The following is a 19821-nucleotide window of genomic DNA, read 5'->3' as shown; positions in this document are numbered from 1 at the left end:
GTGGACTACTAAATGAGAAAGGCGGCGGCCCTTCGGGCCGCCGCCCACGAACATCGCTAGCATACTTACTTTATAGCGTTTTGTCTACATCTCACCAAGAAAAGCCAGGTTCGCAAAATAAAATAACACGAGTCCAGCTATGATTATAAGAATTGCTTTAAGCACGACTAATTTTGTTTCTAAACTTCCACGTGCGTTCAAAAATAATCAAGAGCATGATAATGCCAAATGGATAGTACAGGTACGAAGAAGTAAGTAGACGAACAAATGAATAGCCAAAATGAGACTGAATGGCATGGGCTCGATTCAAAGTAGCAAAATAGCCCAAATGATCAGATGTATCGCCCACCACCAACAAATACTTCCCTTCATTGACCGGCGTACTCACCTCCACTCGATAGGTTCCTGGCTCATACGCAAGCGTCAACACCTCACCATCAAGAAACGTTAGCCCGTATACACGATCTTTATGCGCTTGCCAGTTATTATTCCCGGCAATTTGTCGTGCAACTTCAGTCACGCCACTTCCGTCATCATTCTCACGAACAATCATCAGTGAAAACGCTCCGCCTGGAAGTATATTTGCAAGCGTTCGAAGCTGAAACGAAAGCTCAGTCGACTCTTCAAGAGTAAATTCATACATGATTGGAAAACTGTCCAACGTGCCCATGTGAACAACCTGACTATATTCGTTTGGTGTAATCTTAACCACATCATAAGGCTTCGCCACCTCTGTCGTGGCGACATCAAATGCAAAAGATGTGCCACTCAAAACAAGCCACACCAAAACTGCACCAATCATTATTTTCATATGACCTATCATACCAAACACAACAGGCGCCGTCAGGGCGCCTGTTTGCGTAACGTATGAATTATCGTTGTGAAGTATCTCTGTATCACCGCCACTTATCGTGGCGGTGATCCTCAATTCCTGCCTCATCAAAAATGGCTTGGATAGTTGCTCGATCATTTGACTGACGCGCAACCTGAAGCGCAGCCTGTTGATCGGCTGTAAACTCCGTAATGAGCGAATGACGTAAACGCACTGCATCTTCTCTTAGGTCAGACACAGGAGCGTCACTTAAAGAAGCAGTGTTTTTTGGTGCTTCCGCCAACTTTAGCTCGTGAGCTTCTTTGAATTGTACAAAATCTGCCTCTGATGTGACAATGTCAGCTAATGGCGAATCGGCAATGGCTGCTTTAAACGCTTCATAGTCACCTGCTTCAAGTGATGCAAAAATGGCTGCCTTTGCGCTGTGTGCGGCTTGGTACAAAGCTTGTAAGTCTTCAGCGGTAATGCCGGCTTTTGCTAATCGATTGCGAGCTTTTGTGTAATCTCCTGCCTGACGCAACTCTTGCGCCTCTTCTAGCGCCTCAACCTGTTCTTCGGTAAGTCCCGCCCGCGCATACACCTTCGGACTTGTGTATCCATAGATACCAGTAGTTGCAACCGCAAACGCTGCAATAGCAATAAGTAAGGATTTTGACTGCATAGTTATTTTCTAAATTTCAAATTATCAGTGTTTCAAACTGCAAGGATGCGACTTCCCTTGCCTCTATTACTACGCCAAAGGGTCCGCTAAGGTTTCAAATCGGCCGAATTCCAAAATGGAATTCGGCCGATTTGAAGATGTACGCAGCACTTCTCGTTTTATTTCCCTCGTTCGTAAAAATCCCAAACGGCTGCCAATGCTTGCCACAGTTGCCCATCACTATTGATATCTGTCCCACACGAATCGAGCGAAAACACCTCACCATCAAGAGTAATTTCATAAAGAATATCAATCCCATCTGTATACGAGCTACAAATTGCTGGCTCAATCTCTACAGACTCTTTCAGCAGAGCTTCTTTTGTGAGCGCTGTTCGCAGTCGTACCATCAGCTCGTGAGATAAAACCCCTTGTCTAATGATCTTCTCTGCACCAGCAGCTGGTGTATAAAGGTATCGATACGAACCATCATTTTGCACTTGAAATGATGGGCAGGTGTTGCGACAGCCGCCGTACACATCGGCCACAATTACAAACTTAGAAGCTTTCTCCACATCGGGTGTTTCAAGTTTTGTTGCCAATCCAGCCACATTAGAAATATAAAAATATCCACCCGCAATAAAGCCGATTAAAAAAGTAAATAAAATACTCAGTTTGTCTTCTCGTTTAATCATACGGCGGAAGAGACAGGATTTGAACCTGCGAGAGCTTGCGCTCAACACGCGTTCCAGGCGTGCGCCTTAAACCACTCGGCCACTCTTCCAGGCAAGCACATTCTACACCAACCTCATGATCATGCTACATCGTCAGCCAACACTAACCCGCGCCAAATCGGCCTGGCGAGTGTCTTGGCGTACTTTACAATCTCTGACAGCTTTGCTGACGCAGTACTAGCCTCGATACGTGTTTTCGCCTCTGGCAAAAGCAAATACAGCCGATCGTGCTTAATTGCTATCCGCATATTAAGCTTATGCTCTTGCCACCACTCATAGACATCCTGCATAACCTCAGGACTTAAAAACTCTCGAGCAGCTCGACCATCTGTACTCGCCACATGCAGCACTTGCTCAAAATCATTCCATTCCAACTCTGTGGTTTTCACCTTGCTCATACCCAGCACCACTGTCCAAAAACTTTGATGTGCAAAACCATGCCGGTCACCATCGGTAGAAATGTACGTCTCGGCTTGATGCTGTATTCCAAGCTTTGTAACCATCAACATACCTCTAAAGATTTCTGTCTCTACAGCATCGCGACCAGTACCGCCTTTCGGTTCACGCATACTTACCAATACTTCATGAAACTCAGTCTTCTGCTCTCCAGAAAACACTTCAAAAGAATCATCGGCTGTCACCCACAGTCCTTCCGTGGTCAGTAGTGACGATTCGGTCAGCAGCTGCTTTACTCGTTTCGCCTTCTCCCCATTGTGGGTATACAAAAACAATCGATCAAACACCGCCGAAAACGTCGGCGTCAGGGCCATATTTACCTCACGAGCAAGCAGGCGAGTGTTTCGGAGCCACGACCGACTGCTAACTAAAAGAATCGCCGCCCAAATAATTGACAGCGCAACCGCTATTTGAAATGTCATGCCAGTCCCAATTGAGAGTAGAAAAACTGAAATAAATACCCAAATAGCCACGAAGAAAAAAACTGAAACGAGTACAAACTTAACATTTGCATACACCTTAGATCGGCGATCTTTAGTGTGCTCCAAAAACTCGGTCAAGCCACTCTCCAGAACAGACTCTAGTCGGTTATGTAGTGTTGCAACATCGGGAATGTTGTTTTTTATTAACATCATTATGAACCCATGTTACGCAACCGAGCAATGCGATCTTCAGCTGGTGGATGCGTCTGAAATAATCCGGCAATCTTTTGACCAATTCCCTTCTTGTTACCAGTAAATGGATCTGAGATAAATAAGTGAGCCGTTGCAGTGGACGCATTGCGCATGGGTATGCCTGCAGTATTAATTTTTTCTAAAGCAGAAGCTAATCCTTCTGGGTATCTGGTCAGTAGTGCACCAGAAGCATCAGCCAGGTATTCACGCTTACGAGAAATTGCTAACTGAATAAGCTTTGCTGCAATTGGCGCTAAAATAATTCCAATAATTCCAATAATCAAAAAAATGGGAGAACGATTACGGTCGTTGTCACCACCAAACCAGAGCGCGCGTGAAAACATGTCAGCAATAATTGCCACAAACCCAGCCAAAACCACCGCCACCGTCATAACAAGCATGTCGCGGTTCCCGACATGAGACAGCTCGTGAGCCATGACACCCTCAAGCTCCGTACGGTCCAGAATACGCAATAGACCAGTCGTTGCCGCCACTACTGCATGCTCTGGGTCACGCCCCGTCGCAAAAGCATTGGGCGCAGGATCATCGACTATGTACACTTTCGGCATAGGCAATCCTGCAGTGATAGCAAGGTTTTCGACAATATTATAGAGCTCTGGAGCCTCAGCATGGGCGACGGGATGAGCGTTGGTCATGCGCAAGACAATCTTGTCAGAAAACCAATAGCTCCCCACACTCGTACAAATTGCAAAGATAGCACCAACGTACAGAATAACCGGGTTACCTACGTAGCTAGAAATAAAGTAGCAAATGCCGATAATCATCACTAAGAAAACGCCCATTAACATAAACGTCTTCGTCACATTTCTCGATTGTTCGGTATATAGGGTTGCCATTTACAGTAATTACAATTCATTACTACGAGCTAGAGCGGGATTCCTTGCACACTTTCGTTTGAACGATATCCCACATCGTCGGACCACACAAGGAAATGTCCTTGCTTGTAGCCACCCTTCTTGAGCAGATTATTCCGCCGATGTTCAATCAGCTCCTCTTTACTTACCTCAAGTTGTCGAATAAGCGTATCGAGCACGACCATTAAGTCGCTGTACTCTTCAAGAAATTCTTCCTTTGTACGACACATCGCCAAAGAAGCAGCTTCCTCCTTAATTTTTTTGAAAAGTTCCTGCTGAAGCTCCTGTACATCGGTAATTTTCCGTATCTCGCACGTCTGATGCTTTGCCTCGATTTTTGCTGGAATATTATCTCGCACAAGCTTGTTGTAGTAGATACGATTTATCTCTGACATAGTCTAATTATAATACTATACACGCCGTAAAATAAACTACCATGAACCCCCACCTCCACCTCCGCCACCTCCACCGGCAGAACCACTGCCAGACGAGCCAGAAGAACCAGACGATTGCACAAAAGTTGTTGAAAACGAACCTAGACCTTCAGTAAAAGCTGAGGCGGAAAAAACAGTGGCATTACCTTCGTACCAGTCGGGATTTGGAATCGTGAGATCATCAAAAATTTTTGCCCATTCCTTTTCTACCTTAAACGCAATTGCATACGGAAGAAACTCCATAAATTGTTCAGGTGATTTCCTTGGAGCATTGTGAAACTTATACCGCTCAGCCTCTGTCACCGAAAGAAACTCTCTAAAGCCCTTGAGATAATGCAATGCTTCATAGCCATGTGCAGTACGCCGTTCTGCCGTAACCGTAAAGTAGATCAACACGACAGAGAGTGTAATCACGATAGTGAATACGACCATCGTGTTTGTACCCAGAGATGCAAGGAGCGGTGCAGAAATCTGCACGAAAATGAAAACCAAGAAAACACTGATAACAACTGCCACTCGAGGAAATCGTTGCTCCAAAAAACCATTATCGACCATGTCCTTCACGACTGATTTTTTAAGCTCGCTAATTACTTTACTATTTGACCTGCGTCTAGACATGTCTTTTTTAAGCTCAGAAAGAGAGACAATACTCCCCACTTGATTTGCATCTAAAAACAACAAGTGAAGTAATTCTCCCTGCGAGGCAAGCTCAACTTCAGATTTTGGTCGTAAAAGCTCAATCTCGTAGTCCTTGGCCGTAAAGAATAAAATCTTGTGCTCTTGTTGTCTGATCTTCAAAAAACCCTGCTGCGCTAAATAAATAATTCCTGCGGAAATATCACTCGCATCAAGCCTACCGTCAATAAGCACACCAGTAAACATGGGTTTGAAATTTTCGTATGGTTCATATTGTGCAACAACCGTTGTGTTTCCTTTGTACCTAGTGCGCCACCGATAGCTCGCAAAGGCTGTATAGAGTAACGCAATAACACCAAATGGAATAAGAATAAAACCCAGCTTAAGCCGTTCTAGTGGCACTAAAGGTTGCAACAACGACACTGTTTGCGCAACAGTAAGCTGTTGTCCTGGCGAAATACTTTCTTGTTGGAAAATTGCCACGCCGTCTTGCAGCGCATTGTGGCTACATTGTGTCCGTGTCCCGGAGCTGCCAGCATAGCAGTATTGTTTGGTGCCCAAAGCCACCCCTGAAGCAACAGTGATATTGGCTAAAACCTTCTGCATTGTTACTTGCCATTCGTCGCCGGTTACATTCCAATACAACTCTGGCCCGTCTGTCGAATTTGAAAGTGCGCCTTGTACTCGATAGACAATCTCATACGTGTGTACACCCTGAATTTGAGTCGTCGCACTGCCAATTTTGATTGAAAGACCATCCTTTTCGGCTGTGGTATACGGTTCAGGACTTCCGTCTCGTGTAACTGAAATTACTGCGTATGAAGTATATCGTTCCTTATACCACTTCGTTGGCATCTCAAAATGACGTTCACTCAAATTACGATATATTCCGTGACGCAGCGAGTTGCCAAAATCATACGTAATTGTTTCGGTCACTAAAAGGTCTCCATCTGCCTGAATTTCAATATCAGAAGTAAACAAAGTGATGGTTTCAGTGGCAGAAACGAAAGCAAAGAGCGCCAGCCAAAGGCTGGCGCTCAATATTGCTACTGTCAACGCGCTACGCAAACCTGAGACGGAGCGAGCAAACATGATTAGAACTGCACCTTAACCGCTTCTCGTTCAACACTATTTTCCTCAAGTTCAAAGTACGGCTCCTCCTTGAAACTGAACATTGAAGCAACTACATTTGAAGGAAATGATTTGAGGGCAATATTCAAATCACGGACGTTACCATTGTAGAAGCGACGTGCTGCCTGAATCTTGTTTTCAGTATCTGAAAGCTCGCGCTGCAATTCCAAAAAGTTGGTGTTTGCTTTAAGGTCCGGGTAATTCTCTGCAATCGCCATCAAGCGGCCAAGTGCGCCAGTAAGGGCAGATTCTGCTCCGGCCATAGCAGCAATGCTGTCCGCGGTTAAATTCGAAGGATCAACGTGTGTCTGCGTGGCAGCTGCTCTCGCCGCTGTCACCTGTTCGAGTGTTTGTCTCTCGTGACCAGCATACCCCTTTACAGTCTCTATCAAATTTGGAATAAGGTCGTAACGACGTTTAAGCTGTACATCAATATCTGCCCAAGCTTCTTTGGCTTGCTGCGTGAGCTTTACAAACTTGTTGTATGCAAACACAACGTACAGCGCCAGCAGAACAATAACTACAATAGAAATTCCCATAACTACTCAAATAAACAAATAATTAACTGTGTTCTATATAGTACCACAATCTGACACGCAAGAAACAAAAGCCCGCGGCTTCGCCGCGGGCTTTTGTTTATATTTCCTGCACCGTTCCTGTTGTCCCCACTACTGCAGACACTGAATATACACCTCCTGTATCCGAACAACTAAATACATACTCTGACTTGGCAGCGATTGCACCAGTCGGTACCGTACCGGTCGAACCAGACACTGAAGGATTGATAGCAACATTCACTCCCGGCCCCTTAATGGTACAGCTAGAAAGGTACGTGGCGCTTGTTGCCCAGGTAAGCACCGCGGTGGTCCCCGCGCGGACAAAGTCATCTGAAACGTCGAGCGTCAGCGATGGTGCCGGAGAAGTGAGCGTTAACGTTCGTTGGTTGTTTGTTTCATCAGTCTCGTCAATTGAGTTATCGTAATCAACATCAATCAAAATAGTGTGTGTTCCGAGCGGAACATTTGTTCCAACCACGACAGTCTTTGGAGCAGACACAGAGCCAACCGATAATGGTGCCAGGCTAAAATCAGTAGCATCATACTGCTCATCTGCAGCAGCGTAACTACCATCATTATTGCGATCAAGGCCAATATAATTCTCTGAGGCTTCATCAACTTGAACGTCACCATTATTTTCAATTGAATACTCAATCACCACCTGAGGATACACACCTAGAACTGAGTCAAAGACGGTTAACGGACTAATCGAAGCATATGGTACTAAGTCTGGCTTTGGCGGTAAGCACGTAGCACCATCCCAGGTGTAACCTGTATTGCAAATTACAATCTGGTGAGAAGCAAACTCCGAACGCCCACCATTAATATCCTCTGCTAAGACCTGAAATGATTTTATGCCGGCCGTTACCCACGTTCGCGCTGTTGTTACGGAAGTTCCGCCCGAAACATGCCCAATGCCAGGCAACCACTGATCAACTACACCATCTTCATTCCAATCCACTCCATAACGCAACACATCACCATCGGGATCATCTGCTACAACACTGAAGGTTTGAGCGTCACCCACCATGTGGGTCTGGGGGAGTGCGTTAGAAATACTAGGAATTTCAGGTACCGAGTTCTCCGAAACCGAAATAGCATTAAAGGTAAAATCTATAGCTTGCTCGGGAATCTGTAAAAAATAATCACTACCACTTGGCACAATATTCGCATAAAATGCATAATATACACCCATGTACGTAAACGAATAATCTTCTGCCGTGAAAGTTCTCAAAGGTACATTGTTCCCACCACAAATCCAATTTCCCCAAATTTTTCCCACGTACCGATGATAAAATCGACCGACAGTTTCAGGAAATGACATGCGAAGGTTTATTGGTCCTGGAGCAGTTACGTCACACACCCCGCCAGCATCGCACGACAAATTAGCACTGACAGGAAGCGGCAGTGGTGTCTTGGGGTCAACATGCAACATGTTGTATGTATGAATTGGATCTTCGGCTAGAATTAAACTGGCAGTACCTGTATAGTCACCAGGAGAACAGCCGATGCTCGTCAAAGGACCAGCAGCAGCGACCCAGCGACCGTAGGGACTATCACTCGAATGTCCAGTTCCGAACCATGAAATATCAGTATTGATTTTAGGGATTTCTCGAATTTGAAGCTTTGTTCCAACCGGCACCACCGCTCCATCAGCCAAAACATTTCCTGTTGTATAGTCATAAACCTCAGCTTTATAAGTGACAGAAGCCAGAGCGTTATCTAACGCTAGTTGAAACCCACAGCCGCCTGGGCCTGGGTTTACACACCCTACCGCACCGGGGGTCATTGCTGAAGTCTGCCACGCTGAGTGTATGTTTGCCCAATAATAAGCCAGCGGGGGCAACATCGCACTGTTCCAAACGACACTTTTCGCTTCCGCCTGGCCCGCGCCAAACACAAAACTGCCAAAAGCCAAGAGCAGAAGTATCATCGGCCCCATCGGTGACGGGCCGTTTGAGTTTCCAAGATCATCAGGTGTGTGTTCGCCGGTAATATACTTTTCTTCTTTGAAAAAGATTTTAAAAGCAATAGCAAGTAACGCCGCAAAAATAAGTGCCATGGCAAAAAGCTTCACCACAATGCCGGCGGCCTGCCCCTGCTCACCAGGCGAAACTGACGCTGGAACTTGCGTACACGTTTCTTGGAGCGCAGTGCAGTCATAAACCATGTCTACCGTGTCAACAAGCTGATTATCTCGGTAAAGTGCTGCCGAAAGTGTAAATTTTGAATAATCACGTTCTGGAGTAAAAACCTCAGCAACACCCATCATTGCTCCAGTGACACCGCCTTCGTACGTGTAGGCATGGAACGGATTCCCTGCTTCGTCTTTGAGCGTAAGCTCCAGCTTTCCTCCCGCGACCATCTCCATAGTGCCAGCTGCATGCAAACACGAGAACACAGTTGCTTGCTCGCCTGCGCGTAGTGGGTATGACGTGACAGCCGGGAAATTAATGCGTGTGGTTGGCACGTCACTACGCGTGAACCGAACATTAAGAATGCTTTTCGTATCCAGGTATGAAGACTCAAATACCACAAGATAGACTGAATTTCTTGTGTCGGTAACAACATGCCGCAACGGCGAACTCTCTCCCGCTGCCAAAGTAACTGAAGTGGTCGTGGTATCAACAACATTTTCAGCACGCTGTTGGTCCCAGGCATACGTGGTAATTGTGATGGGCACAACCTGCTCTTTGTCGGTGGTATTTACTAGCACAGCAGCAACTTCTACAGGCGCAACCGTATCTACCTTTGGCGTAAAGGCAGCAAAAAAGTAGTTATTGTCAGCGACGGTCACACTATCTTTTTGAAAGGTCACCGTATCCGTAAGCTCACCAGTGACAGCGAACGAGACGGTGTTGCCCACAACATCATCGGTAAAGGGTAACCCGAGCAGGTTGAAGCGCTTTGCAGACGTATAGAAAAAAGCAGCTTGATATTGCCCTGACGGTAGTGCAGCAGGAATATTCCAACTAAAATTGATTGGCATTGAACCACCAGCAGGTAAGGACAACCCCTCTTCTACAAAACCTTGGTACACCACATCATAGCCATTTACTGGTGTTGAGCCATCTCCTGGCTGACGAAAAATCTTCATGTACACCGCGCCATCAACAACTGGATACGGGTTCTCGTTATCAATTGTACCGGTGAAGGTGAAGGGTACTCCCGACACCGTTGACGCTAGCACACCTTGCACATTTACCTTAACACTGCCGAACGTGTAGTAGTCAAAACACGACACTGTCCCGTCCGGCGAAGCTGTATTGGCAGTAGTTAAGCCTGGTCCAAAAGAAGCAAAGAACGCCGCTGCTTCAGCCTGCTGCTCAGGCGTTAAAGCATTCCAATCATCTTCTGACTGCACGGCATCCAAGAATGCTGGCGGTTGCAGCGCAAGCTCGTTGGGAGGTTCATTAGTGTTTAGCTGGGTAATTCCAGGTGCCTGTGCCAAAACTAAAGCTGGCAGAACCAGCAAGGAAAAAAACACGCCACTTAAGACTCTTGTAACTAAGTGCATAACGAAATATTAATCGATAAGTACATACATTGTACCAACTGATAAGAAAACACGCGAGACGTTTGTACACAAAAAGCCCACAGCTTTCGCCGCGGGCTTTTTGTGTACAAACTCGTACTAAATCTCCTCAACTGAACCAGTCGTCTCAACCGTAGCAGTGGCAGTGTAGGTGCTTCCACCTGGCACCGTACAGCTGAACACATATTCAGACTTGGCCGTAATAAGACCGGTTGCTATGTCACCAGACCCTCCCACAACAGAAGGGTTGATAGCAGCATTTACACCCGGACCAACCACTGAACAGTCATTGAGATACACCATATCAACGGTCCAGTGTAGTGTAGTTGTTGTTTTGAAGCGTACAAAATCGTCATCGATGGTGAGAGTAAGCGTTGGCACAATCGGATTAAGCGAAACTGTTGTGTCATTGTTTAACTCACTCGACTCGGTAACATCGTCATTTGTATCAAGATTAATCTTAATAACATGGTCGCCTGCCGGTACGTTTGTCGCAACAGTAAGAATATGATGACCCGATTCGTCATTTGGATTGAGGTTGTCACTCATCGGGTCAGTTTGCTGATCACCAGCAGCAATCGACCCATCGTTGTCTCGATCGAGCGCAATCGTATTGATGAAATTATCAGTGACGATATTTCCACCAACATTTTTCGCCCAGTACTCAATCACTACAATGTCGAAGATGCCAGTTACACTGTTGAAGACCGTGCTTGGGTGCAACATTGCGTACGGAGTAAGATCTGGTAACGGCGGCTGACAAGCTGAACCATCCCAAACATAACCAGCGTCACAAATTTTGATTGTGTACGTACCCCAGCCAGACTCTGCACCATGCACATCAATTACTTTAGCCTTAAATGAATAGGTGCCGCCAGACAACCATTTCTTTGCCGCACCTTGTGGCACATTTGGAACAACATACCCAGATGATGGCACCCACTGATCAACCGAGCCATTATTATCCCAATCAATTCGGTATGACAATGCATCGCCGTCGAGATCGTCAGCAACAATTGTAAAGTTTTGATACTCGCCAGCCAAGTGTGAGTTTGCTCCAGCGCCAGTAATGACCGGCGTCTCGGGAGGATTGTTTCCTGACGGAGCATCAGCAACAGTTATGTTATACGAGATACTTGCGCCGGGAACCGGATGATTGTAGGTCGGATTAAACCCAAACCAGCTACCCGAAATACTCATCGGACGAAGATCCCAAGAAGTAAAGCAGCTACCCGGTGCGTAAATAGCAGTCGTTGAAATGTATTCATAGTAAAAGCGACCAAACGTGGGGTCATACACAAACTGAGCAACAACTGACCCAGGTGCAGTCACCTCATAGACGTTTCCACCCAAATCATTCAGACCAGCTGTTGATCCAGACAAATCAACAGTCATTGTCTCCGGATTCACAGAAAACGGAATGTACACTGGGGTTGGAAGATTATTATACGGATTAATTGGATTATCTACCCAATTTGCCGCTGCACAAGACCCCGTTCGAAACGTGTACGACCAGTTTGTACCAGTCACCACTTGAGTACCAGTAAGCCCTGGACGCGCAGCGCCGGGCACCCATTGTCCAAATGGTGTATCAGAAGTATATCCAACACCATTCCAACTAATCTCTCCACGCGTTGGCTCAAAGCGAAGTTTTGTACCAACAGACACAGTGCCATTTTCTGGAATTAAGTCACCAGAAGTAGCATCATAGACATTTGCATTATATTTTACGTACACATCTACCTGACCTAGTCCGGCAAACCAGTAGTTGGTCCAATTGCTTGCAGTGGCTTGATAATACAAAACACCACCAAACGAGCTTGGCACCACCTCACTCTTTGCATCAGCTGGACTCACTCCAAGCACAAAGAACAGTGCCAGCACAAAGCCAGCCAAGGAACCTTGGATCATATGTTTTTGCTCAAAAGCTTGCAAAGTCATAAAATTTGTTGCTTGATTTGTTAATGAGCGGAATAATACAACATATTTGTAATTTAGCAAGTGTTTCTGAGACGAGTCTTCCCTGTTCTTGCAAATAATAAAAAACAGCGGTAATCCGCTGTTTTTTGATTGGGTTATGTAAGAATTTCGAACTAAAGAAGTGAGTGCGAGGTAGTGCACCGATGATTTGCGCTAGGAAGCGCGCAAATCACTGGCGAAGCAGTAAGTCTCCGACGAGCGCCCTAGGAAGGCGCGCTCTTTCGGAGAGCTCAGAAAATATAGTCGCGTCGCTCCTTATTTTCTGGCTACATACCCATGCCCATGCCGCCCATACCAGACATATCTGGCATCGCTGGCTTGTCCTTTTCTGGAGCATCAGCTACTGCTGCTTCTGAGGTAAGAAGAATCGCCGCCGCAGATACCGCATGCTGTACGCCAGCACGCTCTACCTTTACTGGGTCGATGATACCTGCCTTGATCATATCGTCGATCATTTCAGCCTTGGCAGCATCGTAACCAGCATTACCACCAGCCGTCTTTACCTTCTCCACAATCACTGCACCATCATGCTTGCCGGTATTGTCAGCAATTTGCTTCAACGGCACCTCAAGTGCTTTAAGCACAATATTGTAGCCAATCATCTCTTCACGTGCCAGCTCCTTCTTGGCCAAAAGTTCCTTTTCAACAATTCCAGCTGCACGAGCTAGTGCCGTACCGCCTCCTGGCACAATACCCTCATCAATCGCGGCCTTGGTCGCGTTTACCGCGTCTTCAATCTTAAGCTTGAGGTACTTCATCTCAGTCTCAGTCGCTGCACCCACGCGAATCACTGCTACGCCACCTGAAAGCTTCGCGATACGTTCTTCAAGCTTCTCCTTATCAAACTTAGAAGAAGCCTGGTCGAGCTGTGACTTAAGCGCCTTCACGCGATCGTCAATCGCTTCCTTGGTACCAGAGCCGCCAACAATCGTAGTGTTGTCCTTGGTCGCAATTACGCGTTCAGCCGCACCAAGCTGTGCGAGCTCGGTGGTTTCAAGCTTGAATCCAAGCTCATCAGAAATTACCTCACCTCCAGTAGTCACTGCAATATCAGCCAAAATTTCCTTCTTGCGATCACCGTAGCCTGGCGCCTTAACTGCCAAGACTGAAAAACCGCCCTTTAGCTTATTGACCACAAACGTAGTAAGCGCCTCACCATCGACATCATCGGCGATAATGACAAGCTCCTTCTTCCCAGTCTGGGCGATTTTCTCCAAAAGCGGCAAGATTTCTTGTACTGAAGACACCTTTTTATCGGTAATCAAAATCTGCGCATCTTTAAATTCAGCCTCCATGCGCTCTGGGTTGGTTACCATGTATGGTGACACATACCCTTTATCAAACTGCATTCCCTCAGTGAGCTCGGTCTCAATCCCAAATGACTGTGATTCCTCGACCGTCACTACACCATCCTTACCTACCTTATCGATAGTTTCAGCAATCTTTTCACCAAGTTCTGCGCTTTCGGCTGAAATGGTCGCCACTTGCTTGATTTCATCGACTGAAGAAATCTTGGTCGCCATTTTCTTGAGGGTTTCCACCACATCAGCAGCTGCATGCTCCATACCATTTCGCACTGCCATTGAATTGATGCCCATGGTGGTCTGCTTGAGACCTTCGTTTACCAACGCCTGCGTAAGTACGGTAGCGGTAGTTGTACCATCACCAGCGAGCTCATTAGTCTTATTGGCCACCTCCTTGATGATTTCGGCACCCATGTTCTCGAACTTATCCTCGAGCACAATTTCCTTTGCAATCGACACACCGTCATTGGTAATTGTCGGGCCACCAAAGCCTTTATCAAGAATGACGTTTCGTCCACGTGGACCAAGCGTCACTTTTACTGCGTTCGCTACGGTATCTACCCCCTTCTGCAAACGCTTCTTTACATCCTCTCCAAAGATAACTTCTTTTGCCATATGCTTTCCTTAAATAACTAATTAGCCGTTGAAAATGCCTAAAATAGACGATTCAGACACGATAAAGTACTCCTTATCTTCATATTTTACTTCGTCGTAACCATACTTCGAAAAGACTACGCGGTCACCCTCCTTTACTTCCAGTGGAATACGCTTTTCTCCGTCCTCATCCCATTTACCAGGCCCCGTCGCAATCACAATTCCCTGTTCTGGTTTTTCCTTTTTGGCTGAGTCTGGAATGATAATTCCTGACGCTGACACGGTTCCTAATTCCTCATCGGTAAGGGGTCGTACCACTACGCGATCGCCAAGTGGCTTAATTGGACTTTTTTCACTCATATCATGCATTACTTAAGAACTTTATAATGTAGTAGAAAATCAAACTACGACTGCCAAAACAACCGAATCACCTCCGTCGCGCCGGTATTATACCGACACTAAAAACTGATTGCAATTGAATGGCCTGACTGCTATAAAGACCGCAGTACATTTGTTCAAAGAGGAGAACACAAATGGCAATTCGATATGTCTTGGTTTGTAAAGACCTGCTTGTACTGCACGATGGCAACATAATCGAGAAAGTACCCAGCAAATTACTGGCACACATCGCAGCGGTCATTTTGCCAGAAACATTTACTTGGTGGAGACGCCAGTGGACCAACTGGGATGGCCTCCTGACTGGCGAGGGCGCCTGTTTCAAGTTTGTCTCGTCTCAATTCGACGGGGCCATCAATCGACTCATCCAAGAACACACCTGGCAGCAATTGCCGATTGCGACCCTGCTCAAGGGCGAGAGTCGTTTCATTGAGATCGACTACTTCACCCTGACCCCCACCAAGTACAACATCAGCCATGTATCAGGCGCCCACAAATATGCGCTCAAGTAAGGTATCTTTTCACAGCGGCTAGCAGCCGCTGTTTTCCTTTATACTTGCCTCCTTAGACACTTTCTGCTACTATCACTCGGCATGAATATTATCGATTTAGTGCTTCCAGCACTGCCATATATCCAGATAATTCTCTCCATCCTCCTCGTTGCAGCGATTCTACTCCAGCAGCGCGGTTCAAGCTTGGGAGGAGCATTTGGTGGCGACAATTTCAGTTCGGCCTTTCACAAACGTCGAGGCGCGGAGCTTTTCTTGTTCAAGTTTTCAGTCGGGATTGCAATCTTGTTTGTACTCACGGCATTTCTCAATATCCTCGCGTAAACAACCGAAATTCAGTTCGGCTTGCTTTTGCAGTAAAAAATGTGTGTTTTCTCTTGAAAACACCGTCGCTCATTTGTAATCACTAATCATTTTATATGACATCTCCAACCAATCCGTCGTTAGGACTTTTGGATAAACTTCTCCATCGCATTGAAGGAACGCCGCCAAGTGACCGTTTGTTTTTGCGAGTCCTATTTTTCTTGGTTATTGCCACCGGCATTTGGTTTGCTCTATCTTTCAATGACGACCGTTCAGCAATTACACCAACTCGTGGCGGCACAATCACCGAAGGAATCGTTGGCACCCCTCGCTTTGTGAATCCCGCCTTGGCTTTGACTCGGGCCGACCAAGACGTAACCACTTTGGTGTATAGCGGGCTTATGCGCATTGATAACCAAGGTAATCTAGTGAATGATCTTGCAGAAACGATTGTAGTATCTGATGATGGCTTAACGTACAACGTAGTTCTCAAGAAGGATGTAACCTTCCACGACGGCACTCCACTTACTGCCCGAGACGTTGTCTTCACCATCAAACTCATTCAAGACCCAGACCTTAAAAGTCCACTGCGTGGCAACTGGAGTGACGTGACGATTGAGGAAATCAATGAATACGAACTGAATGTTGTGCTTGAAGAAGCATACGCACCATTTATTGAAAACTTCACTTTTGGCATTATGCCTGCACACGCCTGGAGCAGCTTGCCGATTGAGCAACTACCCTTTAGTCAGCTCAATACTGAACCAATCGGTTCTGGACCATTCAGAATTGAAAGCGCCAAGCGAGACACCTCTGGACTTATTAGCAATTACAACCTCGTAGCATATCGTCAGACGACGAGTGACTCAAAAATTGATGGCATTAAGCTTAATTTCTATCAAAACGAATCGGCGCTACTGAATGCTCTAGACGCTCACGACATCGACGCAACGGCATACCTCTCAACCAATCAAATTGAAAAGGTGCTCGAAGATGGCTACAAGCTGGTAGAAGAACCTTTGCCTCGTGTTTTTGGTATTTTCTTTAACCAAAATCGCTCGGCTGCTCTTCGGGACACGACCGCACGCAAGGCATTGACAATCGCGCTTGATCGACCTGCACTGATTGACTCAGCACTGCATGGATATGGTGTCCCCACAGCATCACCTACCCTGCTCGGAAGCACTACGCTACAATCAAATGACGGCATCACTGATACCGCAACATCGACGCCAGCGAATCAAGCGATTGCCCTACTAAAAAGTGGTGGCTGGACACAAGATTCACTTGGCACTTGGGAGAAAAAAATAAATGACGAAATGGTGCCACTACGCATCACGCTCCGCACCAGCAACACCCCGCTATTTGGATCATTAGTCGATTCTGTATCAAAACAATGGGAAGCCATTGGAGTGTCAGTGACCACCGAGCAGTTTGAACAAGCAGACCTTGTACAGTCCGTCATCCGACCACGTGACTTTGAAGCCTTACTTTTCGGGCTCGACATGAGTCGCTCGTATGATTTATACCCATTCTGGCACTCATCACAGCAAGATGATCCTGGACTAAACATTGCTCAATACGCAAACGTTGAGGTGGACAAGCTGCTTGAAACAGCTCGAACAGAAGCATACGGACCACAACGACAAGCAACACTGCGAGAAGCCAGTGACATTATCACGAGCGAACATCCTGCCGTCTTCTTGTTTCAGCCAACGCTAACGTATGTTGTGCGAGAAGATATGACCATTACCCCAATCGCCCGCCCTGGACGCCCAGCTGATCGATTCAACAATATCACCGAGTGGCACACTGAAAGTGATTCGTTATGGGAGTTTTTCAGAAACGATATGTAATTTGTTAATTAATTGAAATTTTATTCAGTAAAAGTAAGTATGAACACAACAGAAAAAACAGAACAGACAAGCAACCATCGGCCTCGCCGCAATCGCAATCGACGTGCACCAGCCCACGCTAGTACCGGTCGATCACCGCGTCCGCACGGACGTGGTGTGACCGGAGGCCAGAAACGCTCAGATAATAAACCAGCTGGAAACCGAAATGGCGGAAAGAATGGTCGCCGCAATAATCGTAATCGACGCAATAATCAGCGACGGCGTCCAGACAAGGCGCCGGCGCTCACCCACCGACTCGACACGAACGAAGCACGCGTACACATTCCTGAAATTACAGATGAAGATACTGTACGTATCATTCCAGTATCTGGCGTCGAGGAGATTGGTCGCAACATGAACATCATTGAAACCAAGGATGACATTATTGTTATTGATGCTGGCTTCCAGTTCGTGTCACCAGAGGCGGGCGCTCCTGGTATCGACTACATCCTGCCCAACACACAGTATCTTGAAGAGCGTAAGCACAAAATTCGCGCCCTGGTTGTGACTCACGGCCACCTCGACCACATTGGCGGTATTCCATTTATTATGGAGCGTATTGGCAACCCACCAATCTACACGCAGTATCTTACGTCGCTTATGATCTTGAAGCGTCAAGAAGAATTCCCACAGATGGAGCCTGTCCAGATGAATGTAATCAAAGAGGGTGAATCATTTACCGTTGGTAAGACCAAGATTAAAACCTTCCGTGTAACTCACTCAATTCCTGACGCTATGGGCGTCTGTGTTGAAACGAAGCACGGTGATGTGGTCATTACTGGTGACATTAAGCTGGTCCACGAAGATGGACAGGTGGTCGTTGAAGAGCGCGGCCAATGGGAAAAGGTTGGTCTCAATAACAACCTCGCCCTTCTCTGTGACTCAACCAACGCTGACCGAGCTGGCTTCTCTGCCACTGAAGCACGTGTATTTGAAACCCTCGAAAGCATTATTCACAATGCCACTGGCCGTCTCATTATTGGAACTTTTGCTTCTCAATTTGACCGCCTCATCAGCGTCATCAAGGTCTGTGAAGAAATGGGTAAGAAGGTCGTCATGGAAGGCCGAAGCATTAAGACCAACATTGACATTGCGATTCAAGCCAAGCTCATGGAAGTAGATCAGCGCACCTTTATCAACGCTGGCGATATGAATGATTATCCAGCAGATCGCATTGTTATTCTTTCAACTGGTGCCCAAGGTGAGCAGTTTGCAGCCCTGATGCGCATGGCTACCGATAAGCATAAGTTCATCACCCTCAACGAACGTGACACTATCGTGCTTTCGTCATCGGTAATTCCAGGCAATGAAGTGGCGGTGCAAAATCTGAAAGATAACATTTACCGCAAGAATGTACGCGTCATCAACTACCAAGGCTCGCACGTACACTCTTCAGGGCATGGTAACGCTGGTGAACTCGTTTGGGTACACCAGGCAGTGAAGCCGAAGTTTCTCATTCCGGTCCACGGTCACCACTTCCACCTCAAGAGCCATATGTATGCTGCTGTAGAAAATGGCTTCCCACGCGAGAATGTAGCTGTACCAGACAACGGTACCATCATTGAGATTAAAAACGGCACCGAAATGACTGTCTTGCCAATGAAGATTCCAAACGAACTCATGATGGTAGACGGCTTTACGGTTGGCGCACGTCAGGAAGTAGTGCTTCGTGACCGCCAGACTTTGGCCGACGATGGTATGTTTGTGATTATTGCGACGGTAAACACCAAGAACGGTAAGCTCCGCAAGTCACCAGACATTATCTCTCGTGGATTTGTCTATCTTCGCGAAAACCAACAGCTTCTCTCTGAAGCCCGTGTCCTCATTAAGAAGACCGTTGAGCGACAGACCGAGCACATGCACCCAATCGACCTCGAACTCGTAAAGGACGATCTTGCCGACGTAGTCAGCAGCTTCCTCCTCCAAAAGACTCAAAAGAGTCCAATGGTAATTCCAGTTTTGATTGGCATTTAAGAAAAACAACCCTTGCACACCAAGGGTTGTTTTTTTATATATCTATGTTTTAATAAAAATCGGACAAACCACTGGAGAAAGAATATGCGTTTTGCACCAGCTCGCCTTAACGAAGTTGTCGAGCTTGGACAGATGGTAAGTGCTGTCATTGGCACACTGCTCGCTGGGGCCATCATCACCTGCTTTAGTAGCCTGGTTGTGCCGGTACCCGACACCTTGTTCTATCTCGCTGCCGTCTATCTACTAATCGCACTAGTATGGCTTGCGATTGGATTCAGTCACGGCCGAGACAGAGATGCTGCCATCGCCAAATTCTGCCTCATTTTTGCCGTGATGATTGGTATCATCACGTACCTTCACTAATC

17 protein-coding genes and 1 tRNA gene are annotated in these 19821 nt (G+C 46.6%); 5 read left to right on the top strand and 13 right to left on the bottom strand.

Annotation, left to right across the window (positions count from 1 at the left end; all coding sequences use genetic code 11):
- Positions 1 to 157 precede the first annotated feature (157 nt).
- The 13 genes from H6780_03935 to H6780_03875 all read right to left on the bottom strand — a co-directional run bounded on the left by H6780_03935 (position 158) and on the right by H6780_03875 (position 14748).
- Positions 158 to 811 (bottom strand): hypothetical protein, encoded by a 654-nt coding sequence (locus H6780_03935; GenBank protein USN88609.1) that lies wholly within the window; start codon positions 809 to 811, stop codon positions 158 to 160.
- Positions 812 to 896: 85 nt separating this feature from the next.
- Positions 897 to 1493 carry a hypothetical protein gene (locus H6780_03930; protein USN88608.1) on the bottom strand — a complete coding sequence of 199 codons (597 nt, stop codon included), beginning with the start codon at positions 1491 to 1493 and terminating at the stop codon, positions 897 to 899.
- A 158-nt stretch (positions 1494 to 1651) separates the two neighbouring features.
- Positions 1652 to 2164, bottom strand: coding sequence for a hypothetical protein (locus tag H6780_03925; GenBank protein USN88607.1), 513 nt, complete (start codon positions 2162 to 2164; stop codon positions 1652 to 1654).
- A 4-nt stretch (positions 2165 to 2168) separates the two neighbouring features.
- Positions 2169 to 2253: transfer RNA gene (locus tag H6780_03920), tRNA-Ser, on the bottom strand.
- Between the two features lie 30 nt (positions 2254 to 2283).
- Positions 2284 to 3294: a DUF3137 domain-containing protein gene (locus tag H6780_03915; GenBank protein USN88606.1), complete on the bottom strand. Its 1011-nt coding sequence runs from the start codon at positions 3292 to 3294 to the stop codon at positions 2284 to 2286.
- Positions 3294 to 4190, bottom strand: coding sequence for a M48 family metalloprotease (locus H6780_03910; protein USN88605.1), 897 nt, complete (start codon positions 4188 to 4190; stop codon positions 3294 to 3296). Before H6780_03910 ends, H6780_03915 begins: the two co-directional genes overlap by 1 nt.
- A gap of 29 nt (positions 4191 to 4219) precedes the next feature.
- Positions 4220 to 4603: a nucleoside triphosphate pyrophosphohydrolase gene (locus H6780_03905; GenBank protein USN88604.1), complete on the bottom strand. Its 384-nt coding sequence runs from the start codon at positions 4601 to 4603 to the stop codon at positions 4220 to 4222.
- Positions 4604 to 4639: 36 nt separating this feature from the next.
- Positions 4640 to 6370: a DUF2207 domain-containing protein gene (locus H6780_03900; GenBank protein USN88603.1), complete on the bottom strand. Its 1731-nt coding sequence runs from the start codon at positions 6368 to 6370 to the stop codon at positions 4640 to 4642.
- Between the two features lie 2 nt (positions 6371 to 6372).
- On the bottom strand, positions 6373 to 6948 hold the full coding sequence (locus H6780_03895) for a LemA family protein (GenBank protein USN88602.1): 576 nt from the start codon (positions 6946 to 6948) through the stop codon (positions 6373 to 6375).
- A gap of 97 nt (positions 6949 to 7045) precedes the next feature.
- Positions 7046 to 10483 carry a hypothetical protein gene (locus tag H6780_03890; GenBank protein ID USN88601.1) on the bottom strand — a complete coding sequence of 1146 codons (3438 nt, stop codon included), beginning with the start codon at positions 10481 to 10483 and terminating at the stop codon, positions 7046 to 7048.
- Between the two features lie 117 nt (positions 10484 to 10600).
- A complete protein-coding gene (locus tag H6780_03885) occupies positions 10601 to 12412 on the bottom strand; it encodes a hypothetical protein (GenBank protein USN88600.1) in 1812 nt (603 codons plus the stop codon).
- 335 nt (positions 12413 to 12747) lie between these two features.
- Positions 12748 to 14400 carry a chaperonin GroEL gene (gene groL, locus H6780_03880; GenBank protein ID USN88599.1) on the bottom strand — a complete coding sequence of 551 codons (1653 nt, stop codon included), beginning with the start codon at positions 14398 to 14400 and terminating at the stop codon, positions 12748 to 12750.
- A gap of 21 nt (positions 14401 to 14421) precedes the next feature.
- On the bottom strand, positions 14422 to 14748 hold the full coding sequence (locus tag H6780_03875) for a co-chaperone GroES (protein USN88598.1): 327 nt from the start codon (positions 14746 to 14748) through the stop codon (positions 14422 to 14424).
- A gap of 164 nt (positions 14749 to 14912) precedes the next feature.
- Between H6780_03875 and H6780_03870 the strand changes: the two genes are divergently transcribed.
- From H6780_03870 to H6780_03850, 5 genes are all read left to right on the top strand, one after another.
- Positions 14913 to 15287 (top strand): hypothetical protein, encoded by a 375-nt coding sequence (locus H6780_03870; protein ID USN88597.1) that lies wholly within the window; start codon positions 14913 to 14915, stop codon positions 15285 to 15287.
- Between the two features lie 81 nt (positions 15288 to 15368).
- Positions 15369 to 15608, top strand: a complete 240-nt coding sequence (gene secG, locus H6780_03865; GenBank protein USN88596.1) for a preprotein translocase subunit SecG — start codon at positions 15369 to 15371, stop codon at positions 15606 to 15608.
- 95 nt (positions 15609 to 15703) lie between these two features.
- Positions 15704 to 17443 carry a peptide ABC transporter substrate-binding protein gene (locus H6780_03860; GenBank protein USN88595.1) on the top strand — a complete coding sequence of 580 codons (1740 nt, stop codon included), beginning with the start codon at positions 15704 to 15706 and terminating at the stop codon, positions 17441 to 17443.
- A gap of 39 nt (positions 17444 to 17482) precedes the next feature.
- Positions 17483 to 19456 (top strand): ribonuclease J, encoded by a 1974-nt coding sequence (locus H6780_03855; GenBank protein ID USN88594.1) that lies wholly within the window; start codon positions 17483 to 17485, stop codon positions 19454 to 19456.
- An 84-nt stretch (positions 19457 to 19540) separates the two neighbouring features.
- Positions 19541 to 19819 carry a hypothetical protein gene (locus tag H6780_03850; protein ID USN88593.1) on the top strand — a complete coding sequence of 93 codons (279 nt, stop codon included), beginning with the start codon at positions 19541 to 19543 and terminating at the stop codon, positions 19817 to 19819.
- Positions 19820 to 19821 lie beyond the last annotated feature (2 nt).

It is taken from the genome of Candidatus Nomurabacteria bacterium, from assembly GCA_023898565.1.
GTDB lineage: Bacteria > Patescibacteriota > Minisyncoccia > Phycocordibacterales > UBA918 > OLB19.
Note: the sequence above shows the minus strand (reverse complement) of the source record. Positions and strands in the feature narration are given on the sequence as shown.